Below are 25,832 nucleotides of genomic sequence, written 5' to 3' on the forward strand. Positions count from 1 at the left end.
TTTTCCAACTCCAACAGTTCGTTTTCAAACCCGGTTCGCGCGTTCGCCGAAGGTGCGCAGATGGGCCAGCACGCGGCGCCCCATCTCGCCCAGCGGCGCCACGTCGTCAACGGCACCCAATGCAATGGCCTCGCGCGGCATGCCGAAGACCACGCAGCTGGCCTCGTCCTGCGCGAAGGTGTAGGCGCCCGCCTGCTTCATGCGCAGCAGCCCCTCGGCCCCGTCTTTTCCCATGCCCGTCAAGATCATTCCGATCGCGTTCTTGCCGGCATGCCGCGCGGCCGAATCGAAGAGCACGTCGATGGAAGGACGATGGCGATTGACCGGCGGCTCTTCGTTCAGCTGGGCCACGTAGTTGGCACCGCTGCGGTTGAGCGAAAGGTGAAAGCCGCCGGGCGCAATGTAGGCATAGCCCGGCAGCACGCGCTCGCCATGTTCGGCCTCCTTCACGGTAATGCGGCACAGGCCGTTCAGGCGCTGCGCAAAAGACCGCGTGAAGCCGGCCGGCATGTGCTGCGCAATGAGCACGGCCGGCGCGTCCGGCGGCAGGGGCAGCAGCACCTCGCGAATGGCTTCCGTTCCGCCAGTGGAGGCGCCGATGATGATGAGCTTTTCGGTACTCAGCAGCGGGCTGCGCAGCATCGGCTCCTGCGGGCTCTCGGGCGCGCCCTTTGCCGCGGCGCTGTGCCGGCTCGGCAGCAGCCGAGCCGCGGCAGCCGTGCGGATCTTGCCCGCGATGATTTCGGTGTACTGCATCAGCCCGTCGCGCACGCCCAGCCGCGGCTTGGTCACGAAGTCGATGGCGCCCAGCTCCAGTGCACGCAGCGCAATCTCCGAGCCGCGCTCGGTCAGCGACGACACCATGACCACCGGCATCGGGCGCAGACGCATGAGCTTTTCGAGAAACTCCAGCCCGTCCATGCGCGGCATCTCGACGTCGAGCGTGAGCACGTCGGGGTTGGTTACCTTGATGAGGTCGCGCGCCTGCAGCGGATCGGCCGCGGTGCCGACCACCGTCATGTCGGGCTGGCTGTTGATGATCTCCGTCATCACGCTGCGGATCAGCGCCGAATCGTCGACGCAAACTACCTTGATCTTCTTCATGCGACCCAACTCCCCTTGCCGTACGTGGCAGACCATTTGCGCAGCAGCTCGCCTTCGTCGTGCTGGACCGCCTGAATATCGACTTGGGCGCGCAGCTTGCGCACCACAGCCTTGCCCGTGGGCAAGAGGCACACGCGGCGCGCGTGCAGGCCGCGCAAATCTTGCGCGGCAATGGTGATGCGCTGCTTCTCGAGGTAGCGCAGCACGAAGTCGGCGTTGCGTCCGCCGATGTTCAGCATCGTCATGTTGGCGAGCACCGCGGCGCCGCCGAACACCTTGGCCCGCAGGCGTTCGCGCCTGGCGCCCGCACGCAGCATCTCGGCAATGAGCACGTCCATGGCATACGCGCCATAGCGCATCGACTCGACCTGGTCACGGGCATCGGCCTCGGCATCGTCCGGCAGCATGAAGTGGTTCATGCCCGCAACCCCTGCCTCCATGTCGGTAATGCAGGCCGCCACACAGGAGCCCAGCACCGTCGTCAGCAACAGGCTGGCATCGGTCACGTAGTACTCCGCCGGCAGCAGCTTGACCGCGGTGCAATCGAAGTCGCGGTCGAAGTAGTGGTGCGTGGCCACCGAGCCGGGCACGGCCGGCGGCCTGGAACCCCGCTCCTGAAGCAGGCTGGGGCTCATGCGCGCGCCTTGCCCAGCGTGTACACCGTCTGGCCCACCGTCTTGAAGGTCTGGTTGACCAGCGACGCGTTTTCGGAGTGCCCTGCAAACAGCAAGCCGCTCGGCTTGAGCAACGGCACGAAGCGATCGAGCAGCTTCTTCTGCGTGGGCTTGTCGAAGTAGATCATCACGTTGCGGCAGAAGATCGCATCCACGGGCTCCTTCACGGGCCACGAAGCGTCCAGCAGGTTGAGCCGCGAGAACTTGACCATGGCGGTCACTTCGGGGCGCACCCTCACCTTGCCCGCGTTCGCACCCGTGCCTTTGCTGAAGAAGCGCCGCAGGCGCTCCGGAGAGAGCCGGTTCACCTGCTCCATGGTGAACACGCCCGCCGAGGCCCTGGCCAGCACCGAGGTGTCGATATCGGTGGCAATCACCCGGGCGCTGCTTGCACGCTCGCCGAGTGCCTCCATCAGCGTGATGGCGATCGAATAGGGTTCCTCGCCGGTCGATGCGGCCGCGCACCACACCGTGACGGGCTGGGTTGCCTTGCGCGCCAGGTCCGCAAGCACCGGAAAGTGGTGCGCCTCGCGAAAGAACGACGTCAGGTTGGTCGTGAGCGAATTGATGAACAGCTGCCACTCGTCGCCGTCGCGGCTGTCTTCCAGCATGTTCAGGTAGGTGGCGAACTGGGGCAGCCCCAGGTCCCGCAGGCGGCGCGAAAGCCGGCTGTAAACCATCTGCCGCTTGTGCTCGCCCAGGGCGATGCCGGCGCGGCGATGGATGAGCGTGCGAATCCGTGAGAAGTCGCTGTCGGTAAAAAGAAATTCGGACGTCATGCTCAATGCCATCAATGGCCGTCGATGGGCACCGCGTCCTGCGACCAGGCGAGCGCGGAAAGGTGTGCGGCGTTGACCTGGTCGGCGCTCAGCAGCAGCGCTTCCGAAAGGCGCGCCGCTTCGCCGGTGTTCAGCTCGCAGGCCTCGGCCAGCGAAAGGAAGGGCCCATACACGCCGCCGCGCGTCAGGATGGCCTGCTGCACCGAATCGGAGAGCTGCACCTTGTTGAGCACCTCTTGCATCGGAACGCCGAGCAACTGGTCGATGAGCGAGAACATACCCACCACGAAGAGGTTGTCCGACTCGCCCCGGGGCAGCATGATTTCGCCCATCAGCTCGACGAAACGGCCGCGCATGATGGCCTTCTTCATCATGAAGGGCGGGCTGCCGGTCGGGTTGCTGGTGGCCAGCAGCATCGACAGCCAGCGGAACAGCGGCGAATAGCCCAGCATGGTCACCGCATGGTGCAGCGAGTGAATCTCGACACCCGCTCCCACGGCGGGTGAATTCATGTGGCGCAGCAGCCTGTAGGTGAGCGCCGCATCGCGCTTGAGGGCGGCCTCGATCTCGCGCAGGTCTTCGTTGCGCTGGATCATCTGCAGCAGCCGCATGATCAGGATCGATTCGGGCTCCAACGCGTCGCTGCCGGTTTTTGCCACGGGCGGCGGCAGGCCGCACTTGGGATCGGCGAACACGTCGATGCGGCGCGCGGCGCAAGCCTCGAACTCTTTCCACGAAGCCATGCGCGTTGCAATCGGCTGCACGGGCATGTGGTCGGGCTGCTCGCCGCGGCGCGCGGCCGCAACGAGCAAGGGGTCCCCGTCGCCCACATCGAAGTGGGTCACCATGCCAAGCAGTTCCTGGTCTTCGGGCAGCGCCGTGGCGCCGCGCAGCATGAAGCTGAAGCCCTGCTCGCGCAGGAACAGGAGCACCGGCCGCAACTCCTCATTGGCAAGATCGGCGAGCTCCACGCAAAAAACCGTGTATTCGGGCGGCAGCGATTGCAGCGCTCCGTGCGCGAGCGATTCGGCATTCACATCGAAGAACAGTTCGCTGCGCCCCAGCTGCCAGGGGGTGTCGGGCGGATTGAGGTGCTCGGTCACGCAGGCCACAAGGGCCTTGAACTGCGTGAGCGCGTCCGGCGCTTCTTCGGGCGCGGCCGCCGGGCACCAGCTGAGCTTGTAGCCTGCAACGCGCTTTTGCGCATCGAGCAGCAGGTTGTAGGCCACATAGCCGTCTGCATTGCGCAAGGCCGTCAGGTCTTTCGACTGCCCGGCCGCCGCGGTTTCTTCGGCGTTGGAGCGCCGGAAAAAATCAAAACGCATTGCATCGTCTCCGTATGGTCATCGTTGTCAGGCGGCAACCGGGTCCATCCGGGCCGCATGGGCCAGGGCGGTGGCGCGCGTTGCATGCGCGCGCTGGATGCGGGGCATGGCGTCCACGTCGATGATGAAAGCCACGCTGCCGTCGCCCAGGATCGTTGCGGCCGAAATGCCCGGAACCTTGCGGTAGTTGGTCTCCAGGTTCTTCACCACCACCTGGTGCTGGCCGAGCAGTTCGTCGACCAGGAGCGCAAAGCGCGACTCCCCGGCCTGCACGATCACCAGAATGCCCTGCGTCGGGTCGGTTTGTGCGCCCGACACGTCGAACACGCCGTGCAGCTCGATGAGCGGCAGGTATTCGCCGCGCACCTTGATCACGTGGCCGTCGCTGGTAATGGAGTGCAGGTGCTCGGGGCGCGGCTGCAGCGACTCGATCACATAGCTCAGCGGCAATATGTAGGCCTCTGTACCCACCTTGACGGACATGCCGTTCAGGATGGCCAGCGTGAGCGGAAGCACGATGCGGGTGGTGGTGCCCCAGCCCTCGCGCGAGCTGATCTCGACGTGCCCGCCCATCTCCTGGATGTTGCGCTTGACCACGTCCATGCCCACCCCGCGGCCCGAAATGTCGGTCACCTGCTCGGCCGTGGAGAAGCCCGGCGCAAAGATCAGCTGCCACACCTCGTCGTCGGGCATCGTCTCGGACACGGGCAGCCCTTGCTGCATGGCCTTGGCCAGGATCTTTTCGCGGTTGAGGCCGGCGCCGTCGTCGCTCACCTCGATCACGATGTTGCCGCCGTGGTGCTGCGCCGAAAGCAGCAGCTGCCCTTCGGCTTCCTTGCCCTTGGCAATGCGCTGCGGCGGCGTTTCAATGCCGTGGTCCAGGCTGTTGCGCACCAGGTGGGTGAGCGGATCGATGATGCGTTCGATCAAGCCCTTGTCGAGTTCGGTTTCCTTGCCGAAGGTATCCAGGCGCACCTCCTTGCCGAGCTTGGCGCTCACGTCGCGAATCACGCGCGGGAAGCGGCTGAACACGTAGTCCATCGGCATCATGCGGATCGACATGACCGACTCTTGCAGGTCGCGCGCGTTGCGCTCCAGATGCCCCAGGCCACTCAGGAAGCGCTCGCACTCCACCGGGTCGAGCATGGTGGCGGCTTGGGTCAGCATCGATTGCGTGATGACCAGTTCGCCGACCAGGTTGATGAGCTGGTCGACCTTTTCCACGTCCACCCGGATCGAGCTCGAATCCTTGGCGGCCGTTGCCGCGCCTGCGGCTGAAGGCTTGGCTGCCGCACCCGCGGGTGCCGCGGCGGGCCGGGCCGCTGCAGGGGCTGCAGGTGCGGTTGCCGCTGCGGCTGCGGGCACGGCGGCCGGCGCATCCGTTGTGCTCGCTGCGACATCAGCGCCTGCAGAGCCGGCGGATTCCGCGGTGATCTCGATCTGCGATTCGTCGATGACGAAGCAGCACACGGCAATGATGTCGTCCGGCGCGCAGGTGGTCTCGAGCACCACCGTCAGCTGGTCGTTGCTGCGCGTGCGCGAAAGGAGCTTGCCGAGGTTGCCGAGTTCGTCGGCAAGCAGGTCGCATTCGCTGTCGGAAAGGCGCGAGAACTTGATGCGCAGTGCGCCGTGCCCCGGTGCGGCCGCAGTTGCAGCAACAACGGGTGCGGCAACCACCACCGGCGCGGGGGCCGGGGCGGGCGCCGGAGCCGCGGCGGCGGCTGCACCGCCCTCGGTCTCGAGCGCGAGTTGCCGGAGCACTCCGCAGATGTGGGCGACCATTTCTGGATCGGGTTCGTTCTCGGCCTGATAGGCAATCAGTTGTTCTTGCAAGGCGTCCTTCGTTTCCAGAAATGCATCGATCATCGAGCGGCTCAGGTCCAGTTGGCCGTGGCGCGCGCGGTCGAGCAGGGTTTCAAGCAAATGCGTCGTATCGGTCAGCGCAACAAAGCCGAACGTGGCCGCACCGCCCTTGATGGAGTGCGCCGCACGAAAAATGGCGTTGAGCTGCTCGCTGTCGGGCGCATCGGCGTCCAGCTCGAGAAGCAGTTGCTCCATCTGCGCCAGAAGCTCGACGGCTTCGACAAAAAATGCCTGTGTGAACTGACTGAGATCCATCGTTGCTCCGAACCGGCTTGTTGTAGGTGCCGGCATCAATGTCTATGGGTGCACTGCAGAAGCGCCGCCGCCGGCGCTCCCCCTGGCCGTTACCTTGACGCCCTGGGCGGGAAGCGGCGACGAAGGTGACGGCTGTAACTTGGCGGGCCAGCTCGCGGCCTTGCCGCCTCCGCTGTTCTCGCGCTCTATCTGGTTCTGGGTGCGGTGGTTGAGCAAAATGATGCTGATGCGCCGGTTGATCGGGTTGCGTGGATTGCTCCTGTCCAGGTGCATGCTGTCGGCCAGCCCAACCACGCGCAGCACCTTGTTTTCTGCCATGCCGCCCACCACAAGTTCGCGCCGCGAGGCGTTGGCCCGGTCGGCGGACAGCTCCCAATTGCCGTAGGAGCGGTCTCCGTTGGAATAGACGATGGCGTCCGTGTGGCCCGACAAGGTGATCTTGTTGGGCAGTTCGTTGAGCGTGGGCCCGATCTCGCGCAGGATGGCGCGCATGTGCGGCACCAGCTGCGCACTCGCCAGGTCGAACATCGGGCGGTTCTCGCTGTCGACAATCTGCAGGCGCAGCCCCTCGGTGGTGATGTCGATCAATATCTGCGAGCGGAACTGCTTGAAGACCGGGCTGTTCTCGATGAGCTTGTCCAGCCGGTCCTTCATGCTGGCCAGGCGCTCGGCATCGGCGTCTTCTTCGGCATCGGCGCGCTGCACCTCGCCGTCGAACCGGGTGCTCGGGTCCATGCCGCCGCCCGGCACCACGCTTTCGCTGGTGCTGCTTTTTTCGCCGCCATTGATGGCCACCTTCAGCGGCATGCGAAAGTGCTCGGCAATGCCTTCGCGTTGCTTGGGAGAGGCATTGGACAGGAGCCACATCACAAGAAAGAACGCCATCATTGCCGTCATGAAGTCGGCATAGGCGATCTTCCAGCCGCCGCCGTGCCCGCCGCCTCCGTGCGAGGCAACGCGCTTGACGACGACCCTGTGTTTTTCCGCGCTCATGGCAATGTTCCAGGCCGGGGATCAGCGGGCCTTGACCTCGCGCACGTGGGTGTCCAGTTCGGTGAAGCTGGGCCGCTCGGTAGAGAACAGCACCTTGCGGCCGAATTCCACCGCCAGCTGCGGCGCGTATCCGTTCAGGCTTGCGAGCAGCGTTACCTTGGTGCACTGGTACAGCTTCATGCCCTCGGCCACCTTCTGCTCGATGAGCGAAGCCAGCGGCGATACAAAGCCGTAGGCCATCAGCACGCCCAGGAAGGTGCCCACCATGGCGTGCGCAATGAGCGCGCCCATTTCCGAAGGCGGCAGGTCGGCCGATGCCAGCGCGTGCACAACGCCCATCACGGCCGCCACAATGCCCAGCGCGGGCAGCGCGTCGCCCACGCGCGAAAGGCTGTGCATGGGCACTTCGGCTTCGTGCTTGATGGTCTCGATCTCGTGGTCCATCAGCGCTTCGATCTCGAATGCGTCCGTATTCCCGCTGATCACCAGCCGCAGGTAGTCGCACAAAAATTCCATCACCGGCGCATCGGCCAGGATGTTGGGATAGCGGGCGAAGATTTCGCTCTTGGCCGGGTCCTCCACGTCGGACTCCAGCTTCATCATTCCTTCCTTGCGCGCCTTGGCCAGCAATTCATAGAGCAGCGCAAGCAGGTCCAGGTAAAGCTGCCGGTTGTGCTTGGACGAGCGCAGCAGGAGCGGCAACTCCTTGAGGGTCGACTTGATCGTCTTGCCGTTGTTGCCCGCAATGAAGGCGCCCAGCGCGGAGCCGCCGATCATCAGCAGCTCGACCGGCTGGAACAGCACGCCAAAGTGCCCGCCCATGAGCGCATAGCCGCCGAACACGGCGCCTATCACCACCAGATAACCAACCAAAAGGAGCACGCGCTTCCCCTACTGCCCTTGAGGCGTCGATTCAAAAGCCTTGCCCGCGGGGGCAAGGTCCGCTTTTTTCAATGAAGTCCGCCACCGTCGAGTGCCGATTCCACGGCCATGCCGATGCTTTCCATGCCCGGCACCGCGATTTCGCCGCCAGCCGCGCGCTTCGATCCGCGCGCCTTGCCCGCACGAGAGGGAGGACGGCACAGCACGCAGACGTAGCCGCTCTTGTGGTCGTGCGCATGCGCCACGAACTGGCCCGCGCAGCGGCAGCAGGTGCTCAGTTGCAGCATGTCGCTGTCGAAGAAGCGAACCATCGTGTATGCACGCGTGAAATCGAGAATTGGCTCGCTTTCTTGCGCTTCAATTTGCTGCAAATACAACTTGTAACTCTTAATCAATACCCAAACCTTTTCTTCATCGGAATGGGTTTTCATGAATTGATACATGTTGTAAAACATTGATGAGTGGATATTCGCCAGCCACGTCATATACCAATCGGTCGAAAAAGGGAGCAACCCTTTGGGCGGAGAGACGCCCTTGATTTCCTTGTAGAGCCGGATCAGCCGTTCGCGGCTCAAGCCCACTTCGGACTCCAGGAACTGCAGGCGGGCGCCAAGGTGGATCAGCTGAATGGCCAGCTGCACTTCGCGCACTTCGCCAAGGACGCTCTTGGTGCTCATACCGATGCGGTCTCTTTATTCGACTGCAGGCTTCGTGCCGACATCAGTATGGACATGTGCGCTTGTTGCAGCATCGTGTCCTTACCTTCACCAACTACCGCCGACATCGAGGCGTGCTCGTCCAGGCGGAAACTGCACAGCAGGAAGTTCGAAGCCGCCAGCTTCAGGATCTGCGCGAGCGACATATTGGCCAGCATGTCGGCCAGTTCCCGGCTCACGCCAAGGCGGAACATCGCAGCCACGCGGTCCTGCTTGACCAGCTTCTGCGCCAGCAACATGTAGGCGAGATTGATGTCGCCGATCTCCCGGGAGATCTCGCCGTTGGCCACGTTCATCACAATATCCGTTTCCAAAATGCACTCCGTTCAGTCATGTCTTGAGTGAATTATTCCAACTATTTAACACTTTGTAACTTTCCATCCCAGGCAAACTGTAAAGCGAGCTACAAGTACATGTAAGCTTTTGTTGCAGCCGCACGACTTGGTTTGCACCGATGAAATTAGTTCTCATTTCTTCCTGGAAGTTAATGACAAAGCATTAACTTTTTCGAGCCCTGTAGCGCCCTCGCCGGCCTCGATGCCATGGATCCACGCCATGACCTCCGCCACTGCCAAATAAAGCTGCGGCGGGATCTGCCGGTCGAGGTCTATCTGCATCAACAACCTGATCAGGTCTGCCGAGGCGTGCACATACACGCCGTTCTCCCGCGCCTGCCGCAAGATCGATTCCGCGGTGACGCCGTAACCCTTGGCCACGACCACCGGCGCCCTTCCCTGGTCGGCATAAGACAGGGCCACCGCGCTCGGGCGCGTGTCCGGCAAAGCAGTCATTCGGCATGCTCCAGCGGGCTCATCGCGGTAATTTGCAAGTCTTGCAAGCGCAATCCGGCGGCCTCGAGGCGCGGGGCAAGCTCTCCGCTGTCGCTGCGCAGGCGCGCGAGCGTTGCGGTTTCGCTGGCAGCCAGGCGCGCCTGAACGAGTTCGCCCGTCAGGCTGAGCCGAAGATCGACGGCGCCCAGCTTCGGCAAAGCCAGCGACACGGTGGTCGACCAGCGGCGCGGGCGCTCATTTCGCTCGTCGCTGCGCTGGTCTCCGGATGCATCGGTGCCTTCATCGGCCTCTTCGTGGATCGACCACTCCATCGGAACGTTCGGCCAAGCCTGGCCGCTCCAGCGGAAAACCGATGTCGCCAAAAGATCGAGCTGCTGATGCACCAGCGCCACGGTTTGTGGATGAATCATTTCAGCCGGTGCGGCAACCGGAGCCGCCGTGCGCGCCGAAGAAGCAGCCGTGCCGCTTTCGCCAACCTCGCGGCCAAGGGTGCGTTCGTTGGAAACCATGGCCAGGTCAACCGGGAACGCCGGTGCCGAAACCACCGGAACGCCCTGGCTGGTGTACACGGATGCTTGCGGCACCTGCGCTGGCGCCGCTTGGGGAACAGCAGTCTGTTGCCCTTGTGCAGGCGCACCAGGCAGGGGTTGGCCCACGGCCGAAACAGACGGGCCCGCAGCGGCTGCAGCAGCAACCGGTTGGGCAGCGGCCGCAACCGGCAGGACCGCATCCGCCGCAAGAGGCCGGCCCGCGGCCGGCTGGCCGGCCTGCTGCGGCTGGGCCACTGCTGCAGGGCCGGGCGTGGCTGGCGTTGCGGCCGTGGTGCCCTGCGTCAGGCGCACTTGCGGCTCCTCGGCCAACTGCTGCAAGGTACGAAGCCCGTTGGCAAATTCGACCAGATGCGATTCGTAGAACATGCCGCTGCCGCTCAATGTTTGCGCCAGCGCGCCGGCGAGCAGGGGCGCCGCGGGCGTCTGCGCCGACGGCCACAGGGGTGCCGTGCCGCGCACCGGCTCGGGTTCGGCATGAAGATCTGCCAGCACCGCGCTGATGGCGCGAGCCGCGGCAGACCACTGCGTGGCAACCGAAGCCGGCGCATCGGCGGCGCCGCGCGGCGCGCCAGCCGGCAGCCGGGCCGGCAACACGGCCTCGAGCAGCGAGTGGGAGGGCAGCCGGACATCATTCTTGACCTGCTGGACCTCGACGACAGGCCCGGCCGGCAAGCTGGTGCCAACCTCGGTCTGCAGTGCCGCGAGCTCCGGCCGCAGGGAAGCGAGCTTCGTTGCGAGCGGTGCATCGGAGGGTCCGATCGGTCTGTTCATTGCGTGGGCCGTGCTGTCTTATTGCAGGTCAGTACGGCGTGCCGTATGCCCTGCCGAGCTCGCCGCGCTTTTGCAGCTGGGCCATCTTGGCCATCAGGCTTTCGAGCTGCGGCTTGACCAGCTCGCACACCTCTTCCTGGTCGGAGTGAATGCAGTCGATCAGGTTGCGCACCTGCTCCAGTTGCACGGCATCCAGCGACACGGTGCCGATGGCCTTGAGCCGGTCGACCACTGCGGCGCAGCGCGCTTCCAGCTCCGGCAGGCGCTCCCACTCCCTGGCACGCGCGAGCGAAGCCATGAGCGACATGGTCGAGGCCAGCTCGCCGTAGCAACGAACAACTTCGTGACGAACCGGCACGGCCTGCGAATCCGGTGTTTCAGTTGTCGACACTTGCACCACCGACTTCGCGCCATGCGGACGCAATGTTTTCGAGAATTGCCTCGGCCTCGTCGAGCGCCTTCGTGTCCTGGTGCAGGTTTGCGTACAGGAGCCGGCGAATCACGAAGTCGTACAAAGCCGACAGGTTGGCCACCAGCTCGGCACCCGCGGCGCCTGCCGCCTTCGCGTCCAGGCTGGCCTTCAGCCCGTTGTCCACGATGCTGATGGCCTTGGAAATTGCGTTGCCCTTGGCCACGGTGTCGCCGCTTGCCATATGGTGGCGCGCCATGCCAATGGTGGTAATGACGCCGTCGAACAGCATCACGATGAGCTGGTGCGCAGACGCACTCATTGCCTGCGTTTCCACGCCGACGCGGGCATACGCGTTGGCACCGGCTCTGAAGTTGTGGGAGGTGTACATGGATTGCTCCGCTGGAATTACTTGCTGCTGTTCTGCATGCTTGCGAACTGCTGCGTCAGATAGTTGCTGGTGCTGCTCATCTGGCTCATCATCAGGTCGAGTTGGGTGAACTGGGCGCGATAGCGCTCTACCTTGGCATCCACGCGCATCTTCATGTCGGTGAACTGCTGGTCGAGCTGCTTGAGCGAGGCCGTCATGCCGTCCGAAGCCACCTTGAGCGCGCCGCCCGTCGAGGTGAGGTTGTCGACCACGGCGCTGATCTGCTTGCCGTAGCCGGCGGTGCTTCCGGTTGCGCTCGAGAAAAGCCCGGCAACGCCCGACAGGTTGGTGCTGATGGCCGCCTTGAGCTTGGTCGAATCGGCCAACATGGTGCCGTCCTTCTGGAACGTGACGCCAATTTCCGACAGCACCTTCAGGTCGGTCGGCCCGCCGGCCTGCGGCGTGGTGAGCGCCTGGCGAATGCGCGTCTGCAGGTTGCGAAGCGTCGAGTCGCCGACCAGCGCGGCGCCGGTCTTCGAATCCTTGTCGTAGGTGGTCAACGTGTTGGCCGTGGCCTGCAGGCTGTTGTAGGCCTTGACGAAATCGTTGATCGCCGCCTCTACCGTGGCCGTGTCGGGCTGCGTCGCGAGGTTGCTGGAGCCCGTCTTCAACAGGTTGAGCGTGGTGCCCTGGATGGCTTCCTTCACGGCGTTGCTTGCGCTGGTTACGGCAATGCCGTTGACCGTGAGCTTGGCGTTCTGCCCGACCACTGTCTGGCGCAGGTTCTGCGTGCCGGCGGGATCGTTGTTCAAGAGGTTTTGCAGCGATGCGTCGCCCGTCACCGAGACGCGCATGCTCGAGGCTTCGCCGGTCTGCAAAGAAGTCAGAACCAGCCGGTTGGGCGTGCCGCTGCCGTCGTTCACGATGCTGGCCGAAACACCGGCCTTTGCCGCATTGATTGCGTCGCGAATACCTTCGAGCGTGTTGTTGGTGCCATCGACGGTGATCGGCACGGCGGTGCGCGCGGTGTCCTTGTTGAAGCTCGCGCCGCTGTACGTTCCGGTTGCGGCATCGAGCGTGCCGCCGGCCACGGTGCCGAAGTCGATGGTGATGGTGCCGCTGCCGATGGCCGTCTTGGCGCTTGCCTGCCCCGCCGCCACCAGCGACTGCGACTGCGCAAGCTGCGACACGTCCACCGTGTAGGTACCGGCCGTTGCCTTGCTTCCGGCCGAAGCGGTCAGCACCTCGGGCACGCTCGACGTCACCTTTGCGCCCTGGAACAGCGCGGGGTCGGCCAGCTTCTTGGCGGCCGCCTGCAGCGTGCTGAGCGAGTTCTGCAGCGTGCCGTAGGCCGACAGCTTGCTCGTGTAGCTCACCTGCCGTTGCTGCAACAGCACGAGCGGCTGGCTCTCGGCCGTCTCGAGCTGGGTGAGCAAGGTGCTCAGGTCGAGTTTGGAGCCAACGCCAAGGCTGCTGATCGATGCCATATTGAGATGTCCTGAAAACTGCGAATAGGAAGACGAAGAAGAAAGCGGGAAACCTGTCAGGCCCCGTGGCTCACCAGCAGGCCGGGCGCCTTGCCCAGCACCTTGGCGATGCGCACCACTTCCTCCGAAGGAATCTGGCGGATGACTTCGCCGCTCGTGCGGTCGACCACCCTGACGATCATCTTGTCGGTGTCCTCGTCCAGCTCGAACTGCAGGCCGACCGAACGGCTTTGCAGCGACGTGTTGATCTCGCGCACCGCGTCTGCAACCTGGGTGGGCGCTGCTTCCTCGACCACGGCCGCCGGCACTGCCGCCGACTCCGCAGAAGCGGGCGCGGCTGCGCCGGCTGTCCGTTCGGAGAGCATCTGCATCCACCACTGGCCTTCCGCTGCCGGGGCTACGGGAATCGACATGATTTCCACCTTCTTGATTGCTTTCGCTGTCGTCTGCAGCCTGGCCGAAGCCAAGCCGCAGGGAACAGCGCAGGCGGCACCGGGCTCTCACCCGGGCGCCTGCGCAATGCCTTCTCCTAGATCAACGCAGGAGCGAGAGCACGCCTTGCGTGGTCTGGTTCGCTTGGGCCAGCACCGAGGTACCAGCTTGTTGCAGGATCTGGGCGCGCGTCATGTTCGACACTTCAACCGCGTAGTCGGCGTCTTCGATGCGCGAACGCGAAGAAGACAGGTTGGTCACCGTGGTGCCGAGGTTGGCGATCGTGGAGTCGAAACGGTTCTGCACCGCACCCAGCGAGCTGCGCAGGTCGTCGACCATCTTCAGCGCTGCGTCGAGCTTCTTCATCGGGTCGACCGAAGCTGCACCGGCGAACTCGGCCGTCTTGCCAGCACCGCTCAGGACGATGTCCGTGGCGGTGTTGTCGAAGTCGGTGGGCGTTGCGCCGCCGTTGGCCAGTGCGCCAGCGCCGACCGAGAAGTTCTTGCCTTGCACGGCAACGTAAGCGGTAGCGGCGCCAGCAGCGTCCACACCCACCTTCACCAGCTGGTCGGCCAGTCCAACAGCGGTCGTAACGCCGTTGTCGGTGTCGGTGAACTCGACGTCGGCCACGTTCAGAACCACGGCGCCGGTCGTGTCGTCAACCGAAGCAGCGTAGAAGTCGTCACCCGACTTGACCACGAAGTTGGCGGTTGCGGCGCCGTTGGCGTCCTTCACGTTGTGCAGGCTCAGCGAAGAAGCATCAACGCCCAGGGCCGTAGCAGCCGACGAGAGGTCGACGTCCGCCGGCGTGCCGCCGAGGTTGGTCTGCGTGATCGGAGCGCTGACAGGCAGGGCGTTGCTGCTGACAGAGAAGCCAGCCAGGCCGAGCGTCGTCGAGTCGATCTGCTTGAGGTCGATCTTGATCGTTTCGCCGTCGTTGGCACCGACTTGCACGGTCAGCGGCTTGGCGCCGGCCGACAGAACCTTCACGCCGTTGAAATCGGTCTGTGCCGAGACACGGTCGATTTCGCTCATGCGCTGGGTGATTTCGTCCTGGATGGACTTCAGGTCGCTGGCCGAGTTGCTGCCGTTGGCGGCTTGCACTGCCAATTCACGAACGCGCTGCAGGTTGTTGTTCACTTCCTTCAGTGCGCCTTCAGTCGTTTGCGCCAGCGAGATGCCGTCGTTGGCGTTACGCTGGGCTTGCGACAGGCCCTTGATGTTGGCGGTGAAGCGGTTGGCAATGGCCTGGCCCGCTGCGTCGTCCTTGGCACCGTTGATGCGCAGGCCCGAAGACAGGCGCTGGATCGCGGTGTTCAGCGACGATTGCGACGCGTTGAGGTTGTTCTGCGTGAGCAGCGAGAGACTGTTGGTGTTGATGACTTGCGCCATTTTCGACTCCTGATAGACAAAGGTTGTGGACTCCGGCCGTCCGGCCGCAACGCTGGACCCGCTCCCACTGTGAGACTCAAGCCATCGTTGGTTTAGTTATCGGCAGGGGTTCCCAAACATTTAGAGTCCGGCGCAAAAAAGTTGCGCGGCCCACAACCCACAGGGCTCAGGCGGGCAGGTTCATCACTTCCTGGTAAGCGGCAACCAGGCGGTTGCGCACCTGCACGCCGGTCTGGAAAGCCACGTTGGCTTTCTGCAGGTCGACCATCACGTCGTTCAGCGCAATGCCCGGCTTGCCGAGTTCGAAATCTTCAGCCTGGCCGTAGGCCTTGGTCTGCGCCGTGCTGATGTTGTCCAGCGAGCGGCGGAGTTCGGCGGCAAAACCTCCCGGCTCGGCCGCTTCAGCGGCGGGCTGGGCAATGCCCGTCTGTAGCGAGGTGACCCGCATCTGCTGCAAAACGGACTCGATGGCGGAAATCGACATGGAATGCTTCTCTCTGTGTGTGTGAATTCGGGGGTGGACAAGGGAGGCACCGGGGCACCTCCGCGTGTTTTCAGCGTATCAGGGGTAGCCCTTGGGACATGCCCCCAACTGACGGCAAAAACCCCGGTTGTTCGACCAATCGAATCTGGCGCGGCTGCTGAGAATCAACGCCGAACCCAAAGCCCGCTGACGACACAACAGCCCACCGGCATGACTCCAGAACATCGAAGCCTCCAGCCCCTCAGCATGAACCCGCGCCGCCCGGTGCTCCTGGCCGTGACCGGGGTACTCGCATGAGCCGCCGGGCCGCTCCCAAGGCGAATACCGCAGCCCGCAGGGCGGAGGTTTTCCAATGAGTTCGGCGGCGCCCGCGGGCGCCATGCCGTCGCCCGGCTCCGCATTTGCGGACCGCCTGCGCGCCCAGCCCAAACTGCCCCTGATCGTCGGCGCCGCCGCGATCGTTGCCGCTGCAGCCGCGTTCCTGCTCTGGAGCCGCGGGCCCGACTACGGCGTGCTCTATACCAATGTGTCCGACCGCGACGGCGGCGCCATCATTGCTTCGCTGCAACAGATGAACGTGCCGTACAAGTTCGCCGAAGGCGGCGGCGCGATCCTGATCGCGAGCGACAAGGTGCCCGAAACGCGCCTGAAGCTCGCCGCCCAGGGGCTGCCCAAGGGCGGCGGTGTCGGCTTCGAACTGCTGGACAACCAGAAGTTCGGCACCAGCCACTTCGCCGAGCAGGTCAATTACCAGCGCGGGCTCGAAGGCGAGCTTGCGCGCTCCATCGAATCGATCGGCTCGGTCGAATCGGCGCGCATCCACCTGGCGCTGCCCAAGCCGTCGCTCTTCGTGCGCGACCAGAAGAAGCCTTCGGCCTCGGTGGTGCTCACGCTGCACCGCGGCCGCAGCATCGACGAAGGCCAGGTGAGCGCCATCGTGCACATGGTTTCGAGCAGCGTGCCCGAACTGAATGCCAAGAGCGTGACCGTGGTCGACCAGCATGGCAACCTGCTGTCGGCCGCCAACGCCGGCGCGCGCGGGCTGGATGTGAGCCAGCTCAAATATGCACAGGAAATCGAGCAGGGCTACATCCGCCGCATCGAAGCCATCCTGCAGCCCATTCTGGGCGCCACCAACGTGCGGGCGCAGGTTGCGGCAGACATCGACTTCTCCGTGGTCGAGCGCACCGAAGAAAGCTACAAGCCCAACCAGGACCCCCGCAACGCGGCCGTCCGCAGCCAACAGTCGAGCGAATCGACCCAGCAGGGCGCCACGCCGCCGGGCGGCGTACCGGGCGCGCTGTCGAACCAGCCGCCGCAAACGCCCAGCGCGCCGATCACGGCCCCGGGGGCGTCCAATGCCGCGGGCGCTCCGGGTGCCACGGGCGCAGCCGCCGCATCGACAACGGCAACAGCGGCCGGCTCGGCGCCGGGCAGCGCACGCAAGGACGTGACGACCAACTACGAGCTCGACCGCTCGATCCGCCATGTGCAGCAGGGCGCTGGCGGCGTCAAGCGGCTGTCGGTGGCTGTGGTGGTCAACCACCGCAGCGCACCGGACGCGAACGGCAAGCTGGTGCAGCGTGCGCTCACGCCGGCCGAGATCGAGCAGATCCGCAACCTGGCCAAGGAAGCGATGGGCTTCAGCCAGGAGCGCGGCGACTCGCTCAACGTGGTCAACAGCGCCTTCACCCACGACGGCGAAGACGTCAAGACCGGCCCCGAGCTGCCCTTCTGGCGCGACCCGGCCAACCTGGGCCTCGCCAAGACGATCGGACAGTACGTGCTGCTCGCCTTCCTGGCCCTGTTCGTCTGGTTTGCAGTGCTGCGGCCCCTGCTGCGCAAGCACCTTGCGCCGCCGGCGGCTCCGGCAGCCGCCGCGTCAGCCGGCACCGGCACCGGCGCTGCCGCACAGACGGACGGCATGAGCGATGAAGACGAAGCGAACGCATCGCGCGTCAGCGCAAGGGCACGCGAGATCGAACGCCAGAAGGCCGACCTTGCCTACGCACACGAAACCGCCGACCAGGACCCGCGCCTGGTGGCCACGCTGATCAAGCATTGGATGAACACATGAGCGACGCCGGCACACGTAAGAGCGCGATCCTGCTGATGTCCCTCGGCGAGGACCGCGCGGCGGCCACGCTGGCCCACCTGCCCGCCACCGAAGTGCAGGCCCTGGGCGCGGCAATGGCCAAGCTGAGCCAGGTTTCCAAGGACGAGCTGGCCGCGGTGCTGGCCGAGTTCCGCATGGAGACCGAGCAGCTGTCCGCACTGCACCTGGGCTCGGGCAGCTATATACGCGCCGTGCTGCGCAAGGCGCTTGGCGACGACCGCGCAAGCAACCTGCTCGAAGACATTCTCCAGCCCGAGCAGCCGCACGGCGGCATCGAGCGGCTCAACGATCTGGAAGCCGGCGAAGTGGTGGAACTCATCCGCGACGAGCATCCGCAGATCCTTGCGACGCTGCTGATCCACCTGGACCGCAAGAAGGCGTCGGAAGTGCTCGAGAAGCTGCCGGAGCGCCTGCGCCACGACGTCATTCTGCGTGTGGCCACCTTCGGCGGCGTGCAGCCCGCGGCGCTGGCCGAGCTGACCGACGTGCTCACCGAAATGCTGTCGGGCGAAGGCCTCAAGCGCAGCCGCCTGGGCGGCGTGCGCACGGCCGCGGAAATCGTCAACCTGATGAACAGCGCGCAGGAAGAAGGCGCCATTGCCCACGTGCGCGAGCACGACGATGCGCTGGCCCAGCGCATTCTCGAAGAGATGTTCGTGTTCGAGAACCTGCTCGACCTGGAAGACCGTTTCATCCAGCGCCTGCTCAAGGACATCGAATCCGATTCGCTCATCGTCGCGCTCAAGGGCTCGGCGCCCGAGCTGCGAGAGAAGTTCCTCAAGAACATGTCGCAGCGCGCCGCCGAAACGCTGCGCGAAGACATCGAGCTGCGCGGCCCGGTGCGCGTGTCGCAGGTCGAGACCGAACAGAAGGCCATCCTGCAGGTGGTGCGCCGCCTGGCCGATGCCGGCGAAATTGTCATCTCCACGCCCGGAACCGATGACTTCGTCTGAAACCATGTTGCAAATCCCATTCCGCGGCAAGCGCGGCAGCGCAGGGAGTCGATGAAATGACGTTGGCCAATCAATCGTTTGCGTCCCGCGCGCGGCAAAGCACGCCGCCCGCACCCGCGAGGCCCCGCCTTTCGGCCTGGCAACGCTGGGAGATGAGCTCACTCGACCAGGACACGCTCGCAGCGGGCGCCCCTGCTGAACAGGCAGCGGCTCCGCGCGTGGACCCTGCGGCACTCGCTCGCGAAGCCGAGCTCAAGCGCCTGCGGCTGGAGGCACGCGCCACCGGAGAGGCCGAAGGCCGCCGCGACGGCTGGGCCCAGGGCCATGCCGAAGGGCACGCCGCCGGCCTGGCTGCGGGCCTTGCCGGCGCGAGCGCGCATGCGGAGCAGCTGCGCGCGCTTGCCGCGTCATTGCCCGCAGCACTGCGCAGCGCTGAAAGCGAACTGGCCGATGCCGTGATGGCGCTCGCGTTCGACGTGGCGCGCCAGGTGATTCACCGCACGCTGCGCACCGAGCCCGAGTGGGTTCTAGCACTGGTGCAAGACCTGCTGCACGCCGAGCCCGCCCTGCAAGGCGAGCCGCGCCTGCTGCTGCACCCCGAAGACGTGGCGCTGGTAAAGAACAGCCTCGGCAACGAACTGCAGGCCGCCGGCTGGCAAGTGCGCGCCGACGACACCCTGGCCCGCGGCGGCTGCCGCGTGCGCTCCGCGAGCGGAGAAGTGGACGCAAGCCTGCAAACCCGCTGGAAGCGCGTGATCGAAGCCTTCTCGCCCAGCGGCAGCGAAGTGCCTGGGGGTTGAACACGATGTCCGCTACAGCACAAGCAGCAACACCTTCCGCGTCTGCCGCCAATCCGCACCTCAAGTCCTGGCTAGGCACGCTGGCGCAAGCCCGGCACGACGTCGGCCTTTGCTCGACCATTGCCACCTCTGGCCGGCTCACCCGCGCCGTGGGCCTGGTGCTGGAGGCCGTGGGCCTGCAGTTGCCGGTCGGCAGCGACTGCCTGATCGAACTGCCACCGGGCTACCCGCAGCGCCATGCAGAAGCCGAAGTGGTCGGCTTTGCCGGCGACCGCCTGTTTCTCATGCCGCAGAGCGAAGTGGCCGGCCTGCTGCCCGGCGCCCGCGTGTTCGCACGGCCCGGCCCGGCGCAAGCCAGCGCGGGCGGCAGCTCCGGCGATGCACATACCAAGCGGCTGCCAGTGGGCGAAGGCATGCTCGGCCGCGTGGTCGATGCGGCCGGGCGTCCGCTCGACGGACTCGGCCCGCTCGACGTGAGCCGCCGCGTGCCGCTGAGCTCGCCGCCGATGAACCCGCTTGCGCGCGCGCCGATCGATTCGGTGCTCGACGTCGGCGTGCGCGCCATCAACGCCATGCTCACCGTGGGCCGCGGCCAGCGCATGGGCCTGTTTGCAGGCTCCGGCGTTGGCAAGAGCGTGCTGCTGGGCATGATGGCGCGCTACACCAGCGCCGAGGTCATCGTGGTCGGCCTGATCGGCGAACGCGGCCGCGAGGTGAAGGACTTCATCGAGAACACGCTCGGCGAAGAAGGCCTGGCCCGCGCCGTGGTGGTGGCTGCACCTGCCGACAATTCGCCGCTGCTGCGCCTGCAAGGTGCGGCGTATGCCACCTGCCTGGCCGAGTACTTTCGCGACCAGGGCCGCGACGTGCTGCTCATCATGGATTCGCTCACCCGCTATGCCATGGCGCAGCGCGAAATCGCGCTGGCCGTCGGCGAGCCGCCGGCTACCAAGGGTTATCCGCCTTCGGTGTTCGCCAAGCTGCCGGCTCTGGTCGAGCGGGCCGGCAACGGTTCGCGCGATGCCAATGGGCGCGGCGGCTCGATCACGGCCTTCTACACCGTGCTGTCCGAAGGCGACGACCAGCAAGACCCTATTGCCGATTCGGCACGCGCCATTCTGGACGGCCACGTGGTGCTGTCGCGCACGCTGGCCGAGGCCGGCCACTACCCGGCCATCGATATCGAGGCGTCCATCAGCCGCGCGATGACGGCGCTGATCGAGCCTTCGCAGTTCGACACCGTGCGCCGCTTCAAGCAGGCGCTTTCGCGCTACCAGCGCAACCGCGACCTGATCAGCGTTGGCGCGTATGCGGCCGGCCACGACCCGCAGCTCGACCAGGCCATTGCGCTGTACCCGCGCATCGAGGCCTTCCTGCAGCAATCGATGGAAGAACGCTGCGACTACGCCACCTCGATCGCCCGCATGGGCAGCCTGTTCGAACCCGCCTGAGCCCTGACCCTATTGGAGCCGCCATGCCGCACAAACTTCCGCTCGACACGCTCACCGACCTCGCCCGCAACAAGACCGACGATGCCGCGCGGCAGCTCGGCCTGCTGCAGAACGCGCAGGTCAGCGCCGCGCAAAAGCTGGAGCTGCTGCTGCAATACCGCCAGGATTACAGCGACCAGCTGCACGTGCTGATGCAGAACGGGCTGCCCTCGGCGCAGTGGCACAACTACCGCAACTTTCTAGGCACGCTCGACGGCGCCATCCGGCAGCAGCAGGCCATCGTGGCGCAGGCCGCCACGCGGCTGGACATTGGCCGCAACGAATGGCAGCACCACAAGCGCCGCCTCAACTCCTTCGACGCACTGGCTGAACGGATGCGGCGGCAAGAGCTCGTGGTCGGCGCCCGACGCGAGCAACGCGACAGCGACGAACGCGCAGCGCGCAAGTTCTTCGACCGCGCTTCCCAACCGACACCCTGACGTCTTTCTGAAGAACCGCCATGCCCACCTTCATCGCTCCTTCCTTCGCGCCGAACGCAGCCGCCTCTTCGGCCTCTTCGACGGCTTCCGGCCCCCGCGGCCGCAACGCGGACGAAGCCGACGGCCGCAGCTTCAATGCGGTGCTGACCCGCTCGCGCGGCGCCGGCCAGTCGCAGCAGTCTCAGCAGGCGCAGGAAGAAGGTGCCTCTACCGCGCTTGAAGCCAAGGGACGGCACAGATCCTCACGCGCCGGCGACCGCAAGGACGAACTGCCCGCGGAACTGCTGCCTCTCGCATTTTTTACGCCGACCATGCCTGCGTTGGCCTCAACGCCTGCGGCGGCATCGGCGCTTGCGGCCGGCACGACCGCCGCGGCCGCCATGCCCGAAAGCGGCCAGGGCCTGTTGGTGAACGATGCGGCCTCGGCGGCCCTGCCTGCCGACGTTGCCACGGATGCAGCACCCGTCGAAACGGCCGAGGCCAAGGATGTTGAAGGCGAAGGCCCGGCACCCGCGGCGCTGTCGCGCGACGTGCAGGCCCTGGCGTCGGAGACCGCACAACCAAAGAACAAGGGCGGCGCAGAAACCGCCATTGCACTCCCGGCAGCCCCTTCGGCACAACCGGCCACGGCAGGCGTGGCTGCAGGCCCTGCCGGCGCGCCGGTTGCCGGTGCGGTTTCGGCCAGCGATGCGGCCGCCGCTACCGTGGCATCTGTTGCCGGCGGACAGGCAAAGGGCGCGGGCGCTTCCGTAATGGTTGGCCAAGCCCAATCTGCACCGGCGGCCTCCACGGCCGCGGCCGCAGGCGACAAGCTCGACTTTGCTGCGGCTGCATCGGATGCGGCAGAACCGTCCCTGGTGCCGCAGGCAGCGACTTTTGCAATGGCCGCGACAGACCGCGCGAACCAGCCTGCCACTCCCAGCCAGGTGCCCGTCCTTAACGTGGCGCCACCCGTCGGCTCCGAAGAGTGGGCCCCGGCGGTGGGCCACCAGATGCTGCGCATGAACGCGGCGGGCGCGCAGGTTGCCGAACTCAACCTGAACCCCGCCGGCCTCGGCCCGCTGAAGGTCACGCTCTCCATGGGCGACAACCAGGCACAGGCGATGTTCGTATCGGCCCACGAGAGCGTGCGCAAGGCCGTGGAGGCCGCGCTGCCGCAATTGCGCGCAAGCCTTGCCGAACAAGGCATCAGCCTGGGCCAGGCTTCGGTGGGTGCGGAAGCACATCGTTTTGCCGGCCAGGGCGGCGCCTTCGGCCAGCAGCCGCAGCAGCAGGGATCGGCCCGCCAGCCGGAGTACCCGGCCCCCGGCCGCGCCGAGACTGCCGCCCTTGCCGAACCGCTGCACGGCGGCCTGCCGCGCGCCACGCCGCGCACGTCCAGCGCTGGCGTGGACACCTTCGCATAAGAGATGAACGCGGGATCTGAGGCCTTTTTCCGCGCTTGATCAGCCCTTCGTTTGCCGGGCACCTGGCAAAGAATAGTCCCAACCAGACATCGTTTTCGCAGTTCCAAATATGGCTACCAGTCCTTCTGTCGCACTCGCTCCTCCTGCAGCCGAGCCTCGCTCCTCGAAGCTGAAGATCGTGATCCCGGTCGCCGTGCTGGCCTGCGCTATTGCTGGCGGCGGCGGCTACTACTTCATCAGCAATCGCTCGTCCGCCGCATCTGCGGCACCGGCCACGCCGGCGCCCGCACCCGAGAAGCCCATCTTCGTGCCGCTCGAGGCCCTCACCGTGAACGTGCAATCCGAAGGCCGCTCGCGCTTCCTGCATGTGGGCATGGCCCTGAAGGTGCGCGACGAGCAGGCCAAGGCGCACGTCGTCGAATACATGCCGGAGGTGCGCAGCCGCCTCCTGCTGCTGCTGTCGAACCGCCCGCCCGAGTCGCTGGTAACCACCGAGGACAAGGCGCGCCTGGCGGAAGAAATCCGCCTCGAGCTGAGCCGTCCCCTGGGCGCGGGCCTGCCTGCGCAGGAGATCAGCAGCGTTTCCTTCAACACCTTCGTGGTGCAGTAATTTTTTCCGGACCTGCGATTCATGGCCTATGAACAGGTGCTTTCCCAAGACGAGGTCGACGCGCTTCTACAGGGCGTTACCGGCGGCAGCCCCGAGCAGACCGAGGGCGCTGCCCCCCGGTCCGACGGCCTTCCAGTGTACGACCTTGGCGCGCCCGACCGGGTCGTGCGCAGCCGCATGCACACGCTGGAGGTCATCAACGAGCGCTTTGCCCGCCACCTGCGCAGTTCGCTCCTGAACTTCATGCGCCGCAGCCCCGACATTTCCGTCGGGCCGGTTCACATCCAGCAGTACGGCGAGTTTGTGCGGCACCTGCCGGTGCCCGCCAACATCAACATGCTGCACATGAAGCCGCTGCGCGGAACGGCCCTCTTCGTGTTCGATCCGAAGCTGGTGTTCCTGGTGGTCGACAACCTCTTTGGCAGCGACGGGCGCTATCACGTGCGTGTCGAGGGGCGCGACTTCACGCGCACCGAGCAGCGCATCATCAAGCGGCTGCTGAACCTCACGCTGCAGTGCTATGCGGATGCATGGCAGCCGGTGTTCCCGCTGAGCTTCGACTACGTGCGCGCCGAAATGCACGGCAAGCTGGCCAACATCGTCGCGCCCAACGAGGTGGTGATCAACACCACGCTGCAGATCGAGTTCGGCCCCGTGGGCGGCTTTTTGCACGTGTGCATTCCCTATTCGATGATCGAGCCGATCCGCGACCTGCTCTCCAACCCGGTGCAGGACGAGATCGAGGTCGACAAGCGCTGGGTGCGTCAGATGTCGCAGCAGATGCAGAGCGCCGACGTGGAGCTCAGCGCCGAATTCATTACCTTGCCCTCGACCATCGGCGAGGTGCTCAAGCTGCAGGCCGGCGACGTGCTGCCCATTGAACTTCCCGAGTCGATCACCGCACGCGTCGACGGCATTCCGGTAATGGAGTGCGGCTACGGGGTCTCGAACGAACGCTATGCCCTGCGCGTGCTGCAGATGATCTCCCACCAAGACAGCGATCTGAAGAACGAACATGACTGACAACACCCCATCCAACAGCGATGCGGACGACTGGGCCAGCGCGCTGGCCGAGCAGACCGCTGCTTCCGCTCCCGCACCCGCCCCTGCGCCTGCCCCGGCCCCTGCCTTTGCACCCGCACCTGCCGCCGCCCCGGCAGGCAGCCGCGTCTTCCAGCCGCTGCAACCGGCGCCGTCCGCTTCCGGTTCGCCGGTGGACGTGGAGCGCATCCTCGACGTGCCGGTGCAACTCACGGCCGAACTCGGCCGCACCCGCATCACCATCAAGAGCCTGCTGCAACTGTCGCAAGGTTCGGTGGTGGAGCTGGACGGCCTGGCCGGCCAGCCGCTGGACGTGCTGATCAACGGCTACCTGATTGCGCAAGGCGAAGTGGTCGTCGTGAACGAGAAGTACGGCATTCGCCTGACCGACATCGTGACGCCCTCCGAGCGCATGCAGAAGCTCGGCCGGTCATGAGCTTGCTTGCCAGCCGGTTGCGGCGTGTTGCCGTGTCGATTGCGGCTGTGGCAAGCAGCCTGGGCGCGCACGTTGCCCACGCGGCACTGCCCACGGTGCCCTCGCCCGTGGAAGCGGCCCCGGCAGTGGGCGCATCGGGCCTTCTGCAGGCGGGCTTCGGCATGTTCGTGGTGCTGGGCCTCATCTTCCTGTGCGCCTGGGCGGCGCGCCGTTTCGGACTGCAGCGCCTGGGGGGCGGCCAGTTTGTGAAAGTGGTTTCGAGTGCCATGGTCGGCCAGCGCGAACGCGTGGTGGTGGTCGAGGTTGGCGCCACCTGGCTGGTGCTGGGCGTTACATCGAGCCAGGTGAACACGCTGCACTCGATGCCCGCACAGGCGGTGTCCGCAAACCCGGCTCCGGGCGAAGCCACCGCCACGCCAGACCCGCGCTTTGCTGGCGCGGCCGGACTCTTCGCTCAAAAACTGCGCGACTCCCTCGGACTCAGGCAGCGGCCCAACCCATGATTCGTCTTGCTTCCCATCGGCGCTTTCGCAGCGTCGTGCTGACCCTGCTCGCCCTGGTTCTGCCGATGACGGCATGGACGCAGGGCCTGCCCGGGCTCACCAGCTCGCCCGGCCCCGCCGGCAGCCAGACCTGGTCGCTCAGCGTGCAGACGCTGGTGCTGCTTACCTCGATCACGTTCTTGCCGGCACTGTTGCTGAGCATGACGAGCTTCACGCGCATTCTCATTGTGCTGGGCCTGCTGCGCACGGCCATCGGCACGCAGTCTTCGCCGCCCAACCAGATTCTTGTGGGCCTCTCGCTGTTTCTCACCTTCTTCGTGATGTCGCCCGTGTTCGACAAGGTCTACGACGAAGCCTACAAGCCGTTCTCCGAAAACAAGATCACGGCAGAGAAGGCGCTTGAAAAAGGCATTGCGCCCTTCAAGTCTTTCATGCTCAAGCAGACCCGCGAAAACGACCTGGCCCTGTTCGCCCGTCTCGCGAAGGTTCCGGACATGCAGGGGCCCGAAGAAGTGCCGCTGCGCATTCTGCTGCCCTCCTTCGTGATCAGCGAACTGAAAACGGCGTTCCAGATCGGCTTCACCATCTTCATACCGTTTCTCATCATCGACCTGGTGGTCGCCAGCGTGCTGATGTCGATGGGCATGATGATGGTGCCGCCCGCTTCCATTGCATTGCCCTTCAAGCTGATGCTGTTCGTCATGGCCGATGGCTGGCAATTGCTGATCGGCGCATTGGCCCAGAGCTTTTATCTTTAGA

28 protein-coding genes are annotated in these 25,832 nt (G+C 65.4%); 11 read left to right on the plus strand and 17 right to left on the minus strand.

Features of this window, described 5'->3' with window-relative positions; genetic code table 11:
- Positions 1-24: 24 nt before the first annotated feature.
- The 17 genes from J2X67_RS23295 to fliE all read right to left on the minus strand — a co-directional run bounded on the left by J2X67_RS23295 (position 25) and on the right by fliE (position 15,278).
- Complete coding sequence (locus J2X67_RS23295; protein ID WP_309956934.1) at positions 25-1,104, minus strand: chemotaxis response regulator protein-glutamate methylesterase; 1,080 nt, start codon at positions 1,102-1,104, stop codon at positions 25-27.
- Positions 1,101-1,739, minus strand: coding sequence for a chemoreceptor glutamine deamidase CheD (cheD, locus tag J2X67_RS23300; protein ID WP_309956936.1), 639 nt, complete (start codon positions 1,737-1,739; stop codon positions 1,101-1,103). Before cheD ends, J2X67_RS23295 begins: the two co-directional genes overlap by 4 nt.
- On the minus strand, positions 1,736-2,557 hold the full coding sequence (locus J2X67_RS23305; RefSeq protein ID WP_309956938.1) for a CheR family methyltransferase: 822 nt from the start codon (positions 2,555-2,557) through the stop codon (positions 1,736-1,738). Before J2X67_RS23305 ends, cheD begins: the two co-directional genes overlap by 4 nt.
- A gap of 11 nt (positions 2,558-2,568) precedes the next feature.
- A complete protein-coding gene (locus J2X67_RS23310; RefSeq protein WP_309956939.1) occupies positions 2,569-3,882 on the minus strand; it encodes an HDOD domain-containing protein in 1,314 nt (437 codons plus the stop codon).
- A 27-nt stretch (positions 3,883-3,909) separates the two neighbouring features.
- Positions 3,910-6,000: a chemotaxis protein CheA gene (cheA, locus tag J2X67_RS23315; RefSeq protein ID WP_309956942.1), complete on the minus strand. Its 2,091-nt coding sequence runs from the start codon at positions 5,998-6,000 to the stop codon at positions 3,910-3,912.
- A gap of 42 nt (positions 6,001-6,042) precedes the next feature.
- Positions 6,043-6,993: a flagellar motor protein MotB gene (gene motB, locus J2X67_RS23320; protein ID WP_309956944.1), complete on the minus strand. Its 951-nt coding sequence runs from the start codon at positions 6,991-6,993 to the stop codon at positions 6,043-6,045.
- Positions 6,994-7,014: 21 nt separating this feature from the next.
- Positions 7,015-7,875: a flagellar motor stator protein MotA gene (gene motA, locus J2X67_RS23325; protein WP_281151343.1), complete on the minus strand. Its 861-nt coding sequence runs from the start codon at positions 7,873-7,875 to the stop codon at positions 7,015-7,017.
- Between the two features lie 68 nt (positions 7,876-7,943).
- The gene (flhC, locus tag J2X67_RS23330) at positions 7,944-8,552 is read right to left on the minus strand and encodes a flagellar transcriptional regulator FlhC (protein WP_309956947.1); all 609 of its coding nucleotides are present in this window, start codon (positions 8,550-8,552) and stop codon (positions 7,944-7,946) included.
- The gene (flhD, locus tag J2X67_RS23335; RefSeq protein WP_309956948.1) at positions 8,549-8,887 is read right to left on the minus strand and encodes a flagellar transcriptional regulator FlhD; all 339 of its coding nucleotides are present in this window, start codon (positions 8,885-8,887) and stop codon (positions 8,549-8,551) included. The genes flhC and flhD overlap by 4 nt, the downstream gene beginning before the upstream one ends.
- Before the next feature lie 171 nt (positions 8,888-9,058).
- Positions 9,059-9,382, minus strand: coding sequence for an EscU/YscU/HrcU family type III secretion system export apparatus switch protein (locus tag J2X67_RS23340; protein WP_309956951.1), 324 nt, complete (start codon positions 9,380-9,382; stop codon positions 9,059-9,061).
- A complete protein-coding gene (locus J2X67_RS23345; RefSeq protein WP_309956953.1) occupies positions 9,379-10,704 on the minus strand; it encodes a flagellar hook-length control protein FliK in 1,326 nt (441 codons plus the stop codon). The genes J2X67_RS23340 and J2X67_RS23345 overlap by 4 nt, the downstream gene beginning before the upstream one ends.
- 28 nt (positions 10,705-10,732) lie before the next feature.
- Entirely contained in the window at positions 10,733-11,062 is a 330-nt protein-coding gene (locus J2X67_RS23350; RefSeq protein WP_309956955.1) for a flagellar protein FliT, read from the minus strand.
- 19 nt (positions 11,063-11,081) lie between these two features.
- Positions 11,082-11,504, minus strand: a complete 423-nt coding sequence (fliS, locus tag J2X67_RS23355) for a flagellar export chaperone FliS (protein WP_309956957.1) — start codon at positions 11,502-11,504, stop codon at positions 11,082-11,084.
- 17 nt (positions 11,505-11,521) lie between these two features.
- Positions 11,522-12,970: a flagellar filament capping protein FliD gene (gene fliD, locus J2X67_RS23360; protein WP_309956959.1), complete on the minus strand. Its 1,449-nt coding sequence runs from the start codon at positions 12,968-12,970 to the stop codon at positions 11,522-11,524.
- A 56-nt stretch (positions 12,971-13,026) separates the two neighbouring features.
- Positions 13,027-13,383, minus strand: a complete 357-nt coding sequence (locus tag J2X67_RS23365) for a flagellar protein FlaG (RefSeq protein WP_309956961.1) — start codon at positions 13,381-13,383, stop codon at positions 13,027-13,029.
- A 121-nt stretch (positions 13,384-13,504) separates the two neighbouring features.
- Positions 13,505-14,794 carry a FliC/FljB family flagellin gene (locus J2X67_RS23370; RefSeq protein ID WP_309956963.1) on the minus strand — a complete coding sequence of 430 codons (1,290 nt, stop codon included), beginning with the start codon at positions 14,792-14,794 and terminating at the stop codon, positions 13,505-13,507.
- Between the two features lie 166 nt (positions 14,795-14,960).
- Positions 14,961-15,278 carry a flagellar hook-basal body complex protein FliE gene (fliE, locus tag J2X67_RS23375; RefSeq protein WP_309956965.1) on the minus strand — a complete coding sequence of 106 codons (318 nt, stop codon included), beginning with the start codon at positions 15,276-15,278 and terminating at the stop codon, positions 14,961-14,963.
- 352 nt (positions 15,279-15,630) lie between these two features.
- On the opposite strand from fliE, the gene fliF reads away from it, so the two are divergent.
- The 11 genes from fliF (at position 15,631) to fliP (ending at position 25,831) form a co-directional block, all read left to right on the plus strand.
- A complete protein-coding gene (gene fliF, locus J2X67_RS23380; RefSeq protein ID WP_309956967.1) occupies positions 15,631-17,355 on the plus strand; it encodes a flagellar basal-body MS-ring/collar protein FliF in 1,725 nt (574 codons plus the stop codon).
- On the plus strand, positions 17,352-18,347 hold the full coding sequence (gene fliG / locus J2X67_RS23385; protein ID WP_157615469.1) for a flagellar motor switch protein FliG: 996 nt from the start codon (positions 17,352-17,354) through the stop codon (positions 18,345-18,347). The genes fliF and fliG overlap by 4 nt, the downstream gene beginning before the upstream one ends.
- 152 nt (positions 18,348-18,499) lie before the next feature.
- Complete coding sequence (fliH, locus tag J2X67_RS23390; RefSeq protein WP_409050540.1) at positions 18,500-19,147, plus strand: flagellar assembly protein FliH; 648 nt, start codon at positions 18,500-18,502, stop codon at positions 19,145-19,147.
- A gap of 5 nt (positions 19,148-19,152) precedes the next feature.
- Positions 19,153-20,598: a flagellar protein export ATPase FliI gene (gene fliI, locus J2X67_RS23395; RefSeq protein WP_309956970.1), complete on the plus strand. Its 1,446-nt coding sequence runs from the start codon at positions 19,153-19,155 to the stop codon at positions 20,596-20,598.
- A gap of 23 nt (positions 20,599-20,621) precedes the next feature.
- Positions 20,622-21,077, plus strand: coding sequence for a flagellar export protein FliJ (gene fliJ / locus J2X67_RS23400; protein WP_309956972.1), 456 nt, complete (start codon positions 20,622-20,624; stop codon positions 21,075-21,077).
- A 20-nt stretch (positions 21,078-21,097) separates the two neighbouring features.
- Positions 21,098-22,483, plus strand: coding sequence for a flagellar hook-length control protein FliK (locus J2X67_RS23405; RefSeq protein ID WP_309956975.1), 1,386 nt, complete (start codon positions 21,098-21,100; stop codon positions 22,481-22,483).
- Between the two features lie 109 nt (positions 22,484-22,592).
- Positions 22,593-23,093, plus strand: coding sequence for a flagellar basal body-associated protein FliL (fliL, locus tag J2X67_RS23410; RefSeq protein ID WP_309956977.1), 501 nt, complete (start codon positions 22,593-22,595; stop codon positions 23,091-23,093).
- Positions 23,094-23,114: 21 nt separating this feature from the next.
- Entirely contained in the window at positions 23,115-24,116 is a 1,002-nt protein-coding gene (fliM, locus tag J2X67_RS23415) for a flagellar motor switch protein FliM (protein ID WP_281151323.1), read from the plus strand.
- A complete protein-coding gene (fliN, locus tag J2X67_RS23420) occupies positions 24,109-24,570 on the plus strand; it encodes a flagellar motor switch protein FliN (protein ID WP_309956979.1) in 462 nt (153 codons plus the stop codon). Before fliM ends, fliN begins: the two co-directional genes overlap by 8 nt.
- Entirely contained in the window at positions 24,567-25,073 is a 507-nt protein-coding gene (gene fliO / locus J2X67_RS23425) for a flagellar biosynthetic protein FliO (protein ID WP_309956981.1), read from the plus strand. The genes fliN and fliO overlap by 4 nt, the downstream gene beginning before the upstream one ends.
- On the plus strand, positions 25,070-25,831 hold the full coding sequence (gene fliP / locus J2X67_RS23430; protein ID WP_409050541.1) for a flagellar type III secretion system pore protein FliP: 762 nt from the start codon (positions 25,070-25,072) through the stop codon (positions 25,829-25,831). Before fliO ends, fliP begins: the two co-directional genes overlap by 4 nt.
- The last annotated feature ends 1 nt before the right edge of the window (position 25,832 follow it).

The sequence above is a fragment of the Variovorax sp. 3319 genome (assembly GCF_031456585.1).
Lineage (GTDB): Bacteria > Pseudomonadota > Gammaproteobacteria > Burkholderiales > Burkholderiaceae_C > Variovorax > Variovorax paradoxus_P.

Coding starts and splice junctions, on each gene's coding strand:
- fliP (WP_409050541.1), top strand. CDS start 25,070: ATGATTCGTCTTGCTTCCCATCGGCGCTTTCGCAGCGTCGTGCTGACC.
- flhC (WP_309956947.1), bottom strand. CDS start 8,552: ATGAGCACCAAGAGCGTCCTTGGCGAAGTGCGCGAAGTGCAGCTGGCC.
- motB (WP_309956944.1), bottom strand. CDS start 6,993: ATGAGCGCGGAAAAACACAGGGTCGTCGTCAAGCGCGTTGCCTCGCAC.
- fliE (WP_309956965.1), bottom strand. CDS start 15,278: ATGTCGATTTCCGCCATCGAGTCCGTTTTGCAGCAGATGCGGGTCACC.
- flhD (WP_309956948.1), bottom strand. CDS start 8,887: ATGAACGTGGCCAACGGCGAGATCTCCCGGGAGATCGGCGACATCAAT.
- J2X67_RS23305 (WP_309956938.1), bottom strand. CDS start 2,557: ATGACGTCCGAATTTCTTTTTACCGACAGCGACTTCTCACGGATTCGC.
- cheA (WP_309956942.1), bottom strand. CDS start 6,000: ATGGATCTCAGTCAGTTCACACAGGCATTTTTTGTCGAAGCCGTCGAG.
- fliI (WP_309956970.1), top strand. CDS start 19,153: ATGTCCGCTACAGCACAAGCAGCAACACCTTCCGCGTCTGCCGCCAAT.
- J2X67_RS23310 (WP_309956939.1), bottom strand. CDS start 3,882: ATGCGTTTTGATTTTTTCCGGCGCTCCAACGCCGAAGAAACCGCGGCG.
- J2X67_RS23365 (WP_309956961.1), bottom strand. CDS start 13,383: ATGTCGATTCCCGTAGCCCCGGCAGCGGAAGGCCAGTGGTGGATGCAG.
- J2X67_RS23340 (WP_309956951.1), bottom strand. CDS start 9,382: ATGACTGCTTTGCCGGACACGCGCCCGAGCGCGGTGGCCCTGTCTTAT.
- fliF (WP_309956967.1), top strand. CDS start 15,631: ATGAGTTCGGCGGCGCCCGCGGGCGCCATGCCGTCGCCCGGCTCCGCA.
- J2X67_RS23295 (WP_309956934.1), bottom strand. CDS start 1,104: ATGAAGAAGATCAAGGTAGTTTGCGTCGACGATTCGGCGCTGATCCGC.
- J2X67_RS23370 (WP_309956963.1), bottom strand. CDS start 14,794: ATGGCGCAAGTCATCAACACCAACAGTCTCTCGCTGCTCACGCAGAAC.
- fliH (WP_409050540.1), top strand. CDS start 18,500: ATGAGCTCACTCGACCAGGACACGCTCGCAGCGGGCGCCCCTGCTGAA.
- fliO (WP_309956981.1), top strand. CDS start 24,567: ATGAGCTTGCTTGCCAGCCGGTTGCGGCGTGTTGCCGTGTCGATTGCG.
- fliL (WP_309956977.1), top strand. CDS start 22,593: ATGGCTACCAGTCCTTCTGTCGCACTCGCTCCTCCTGCAGCCGAGCCT.
- J2X67_RS23405 (WP_309956975.1), top strand. CDS start 21,098: ATGCCCACCTTCATCGCTCCTTCCTTCGCGCCGAACGCAGCCGCCTCT.
- fliD (WP_309956959.1), bottom strand. CDS start 12,970: ATGGCATCGATCAGCAGCCTTGGCGTTGGCTCCAAACTCGACCTGAGC.
- fliG (WP_157615469.1), top strand. CDS start 17,352: ATGAGCGACGCCGGCACACGTAAGAGCGCGATCCTGCTGATGTCCCTC.
- fliN (WP_309956979.1), top strand. CDS start 24,109: ATGACTGACAACACCCCATCCAACAGCGATGCGGACGACTGGGCCAGC.
- fliM (WP_281151323.1), top strand. CDS start 23,115: ATGGCCTATGAACAGGTGCTTTCCCAAGACGAGGTCGACGCGCTTCTA.
- fliJ (WP_309956972.1), top strand. CDS start 20,622: ATGCCGCACAAACTTCCGCTCGACACGCTCACCGACCTCGCCCGCAAC.
- fliS (WP_309956957.1), bottom strand. CDS start 11,504: ATGTACACCTCCCACAACTTCAGAGCCGGTGCCAACGCGTATGCCCGC.
- cheD (WP_309956936.1), bottom strand. CDS start 1,739: ATGAGCCCCAGCCTGCTTCAGGAGCGGGGTTCCAGGCCGCCGGCCGTG.
- J2X67_RS23345 (WP_309956953.1), bottom strand. CDS start 10,704: ATGAACAGACCGATCGGACCCTCCGATGCACCGCTCGCAACGAAGCTC.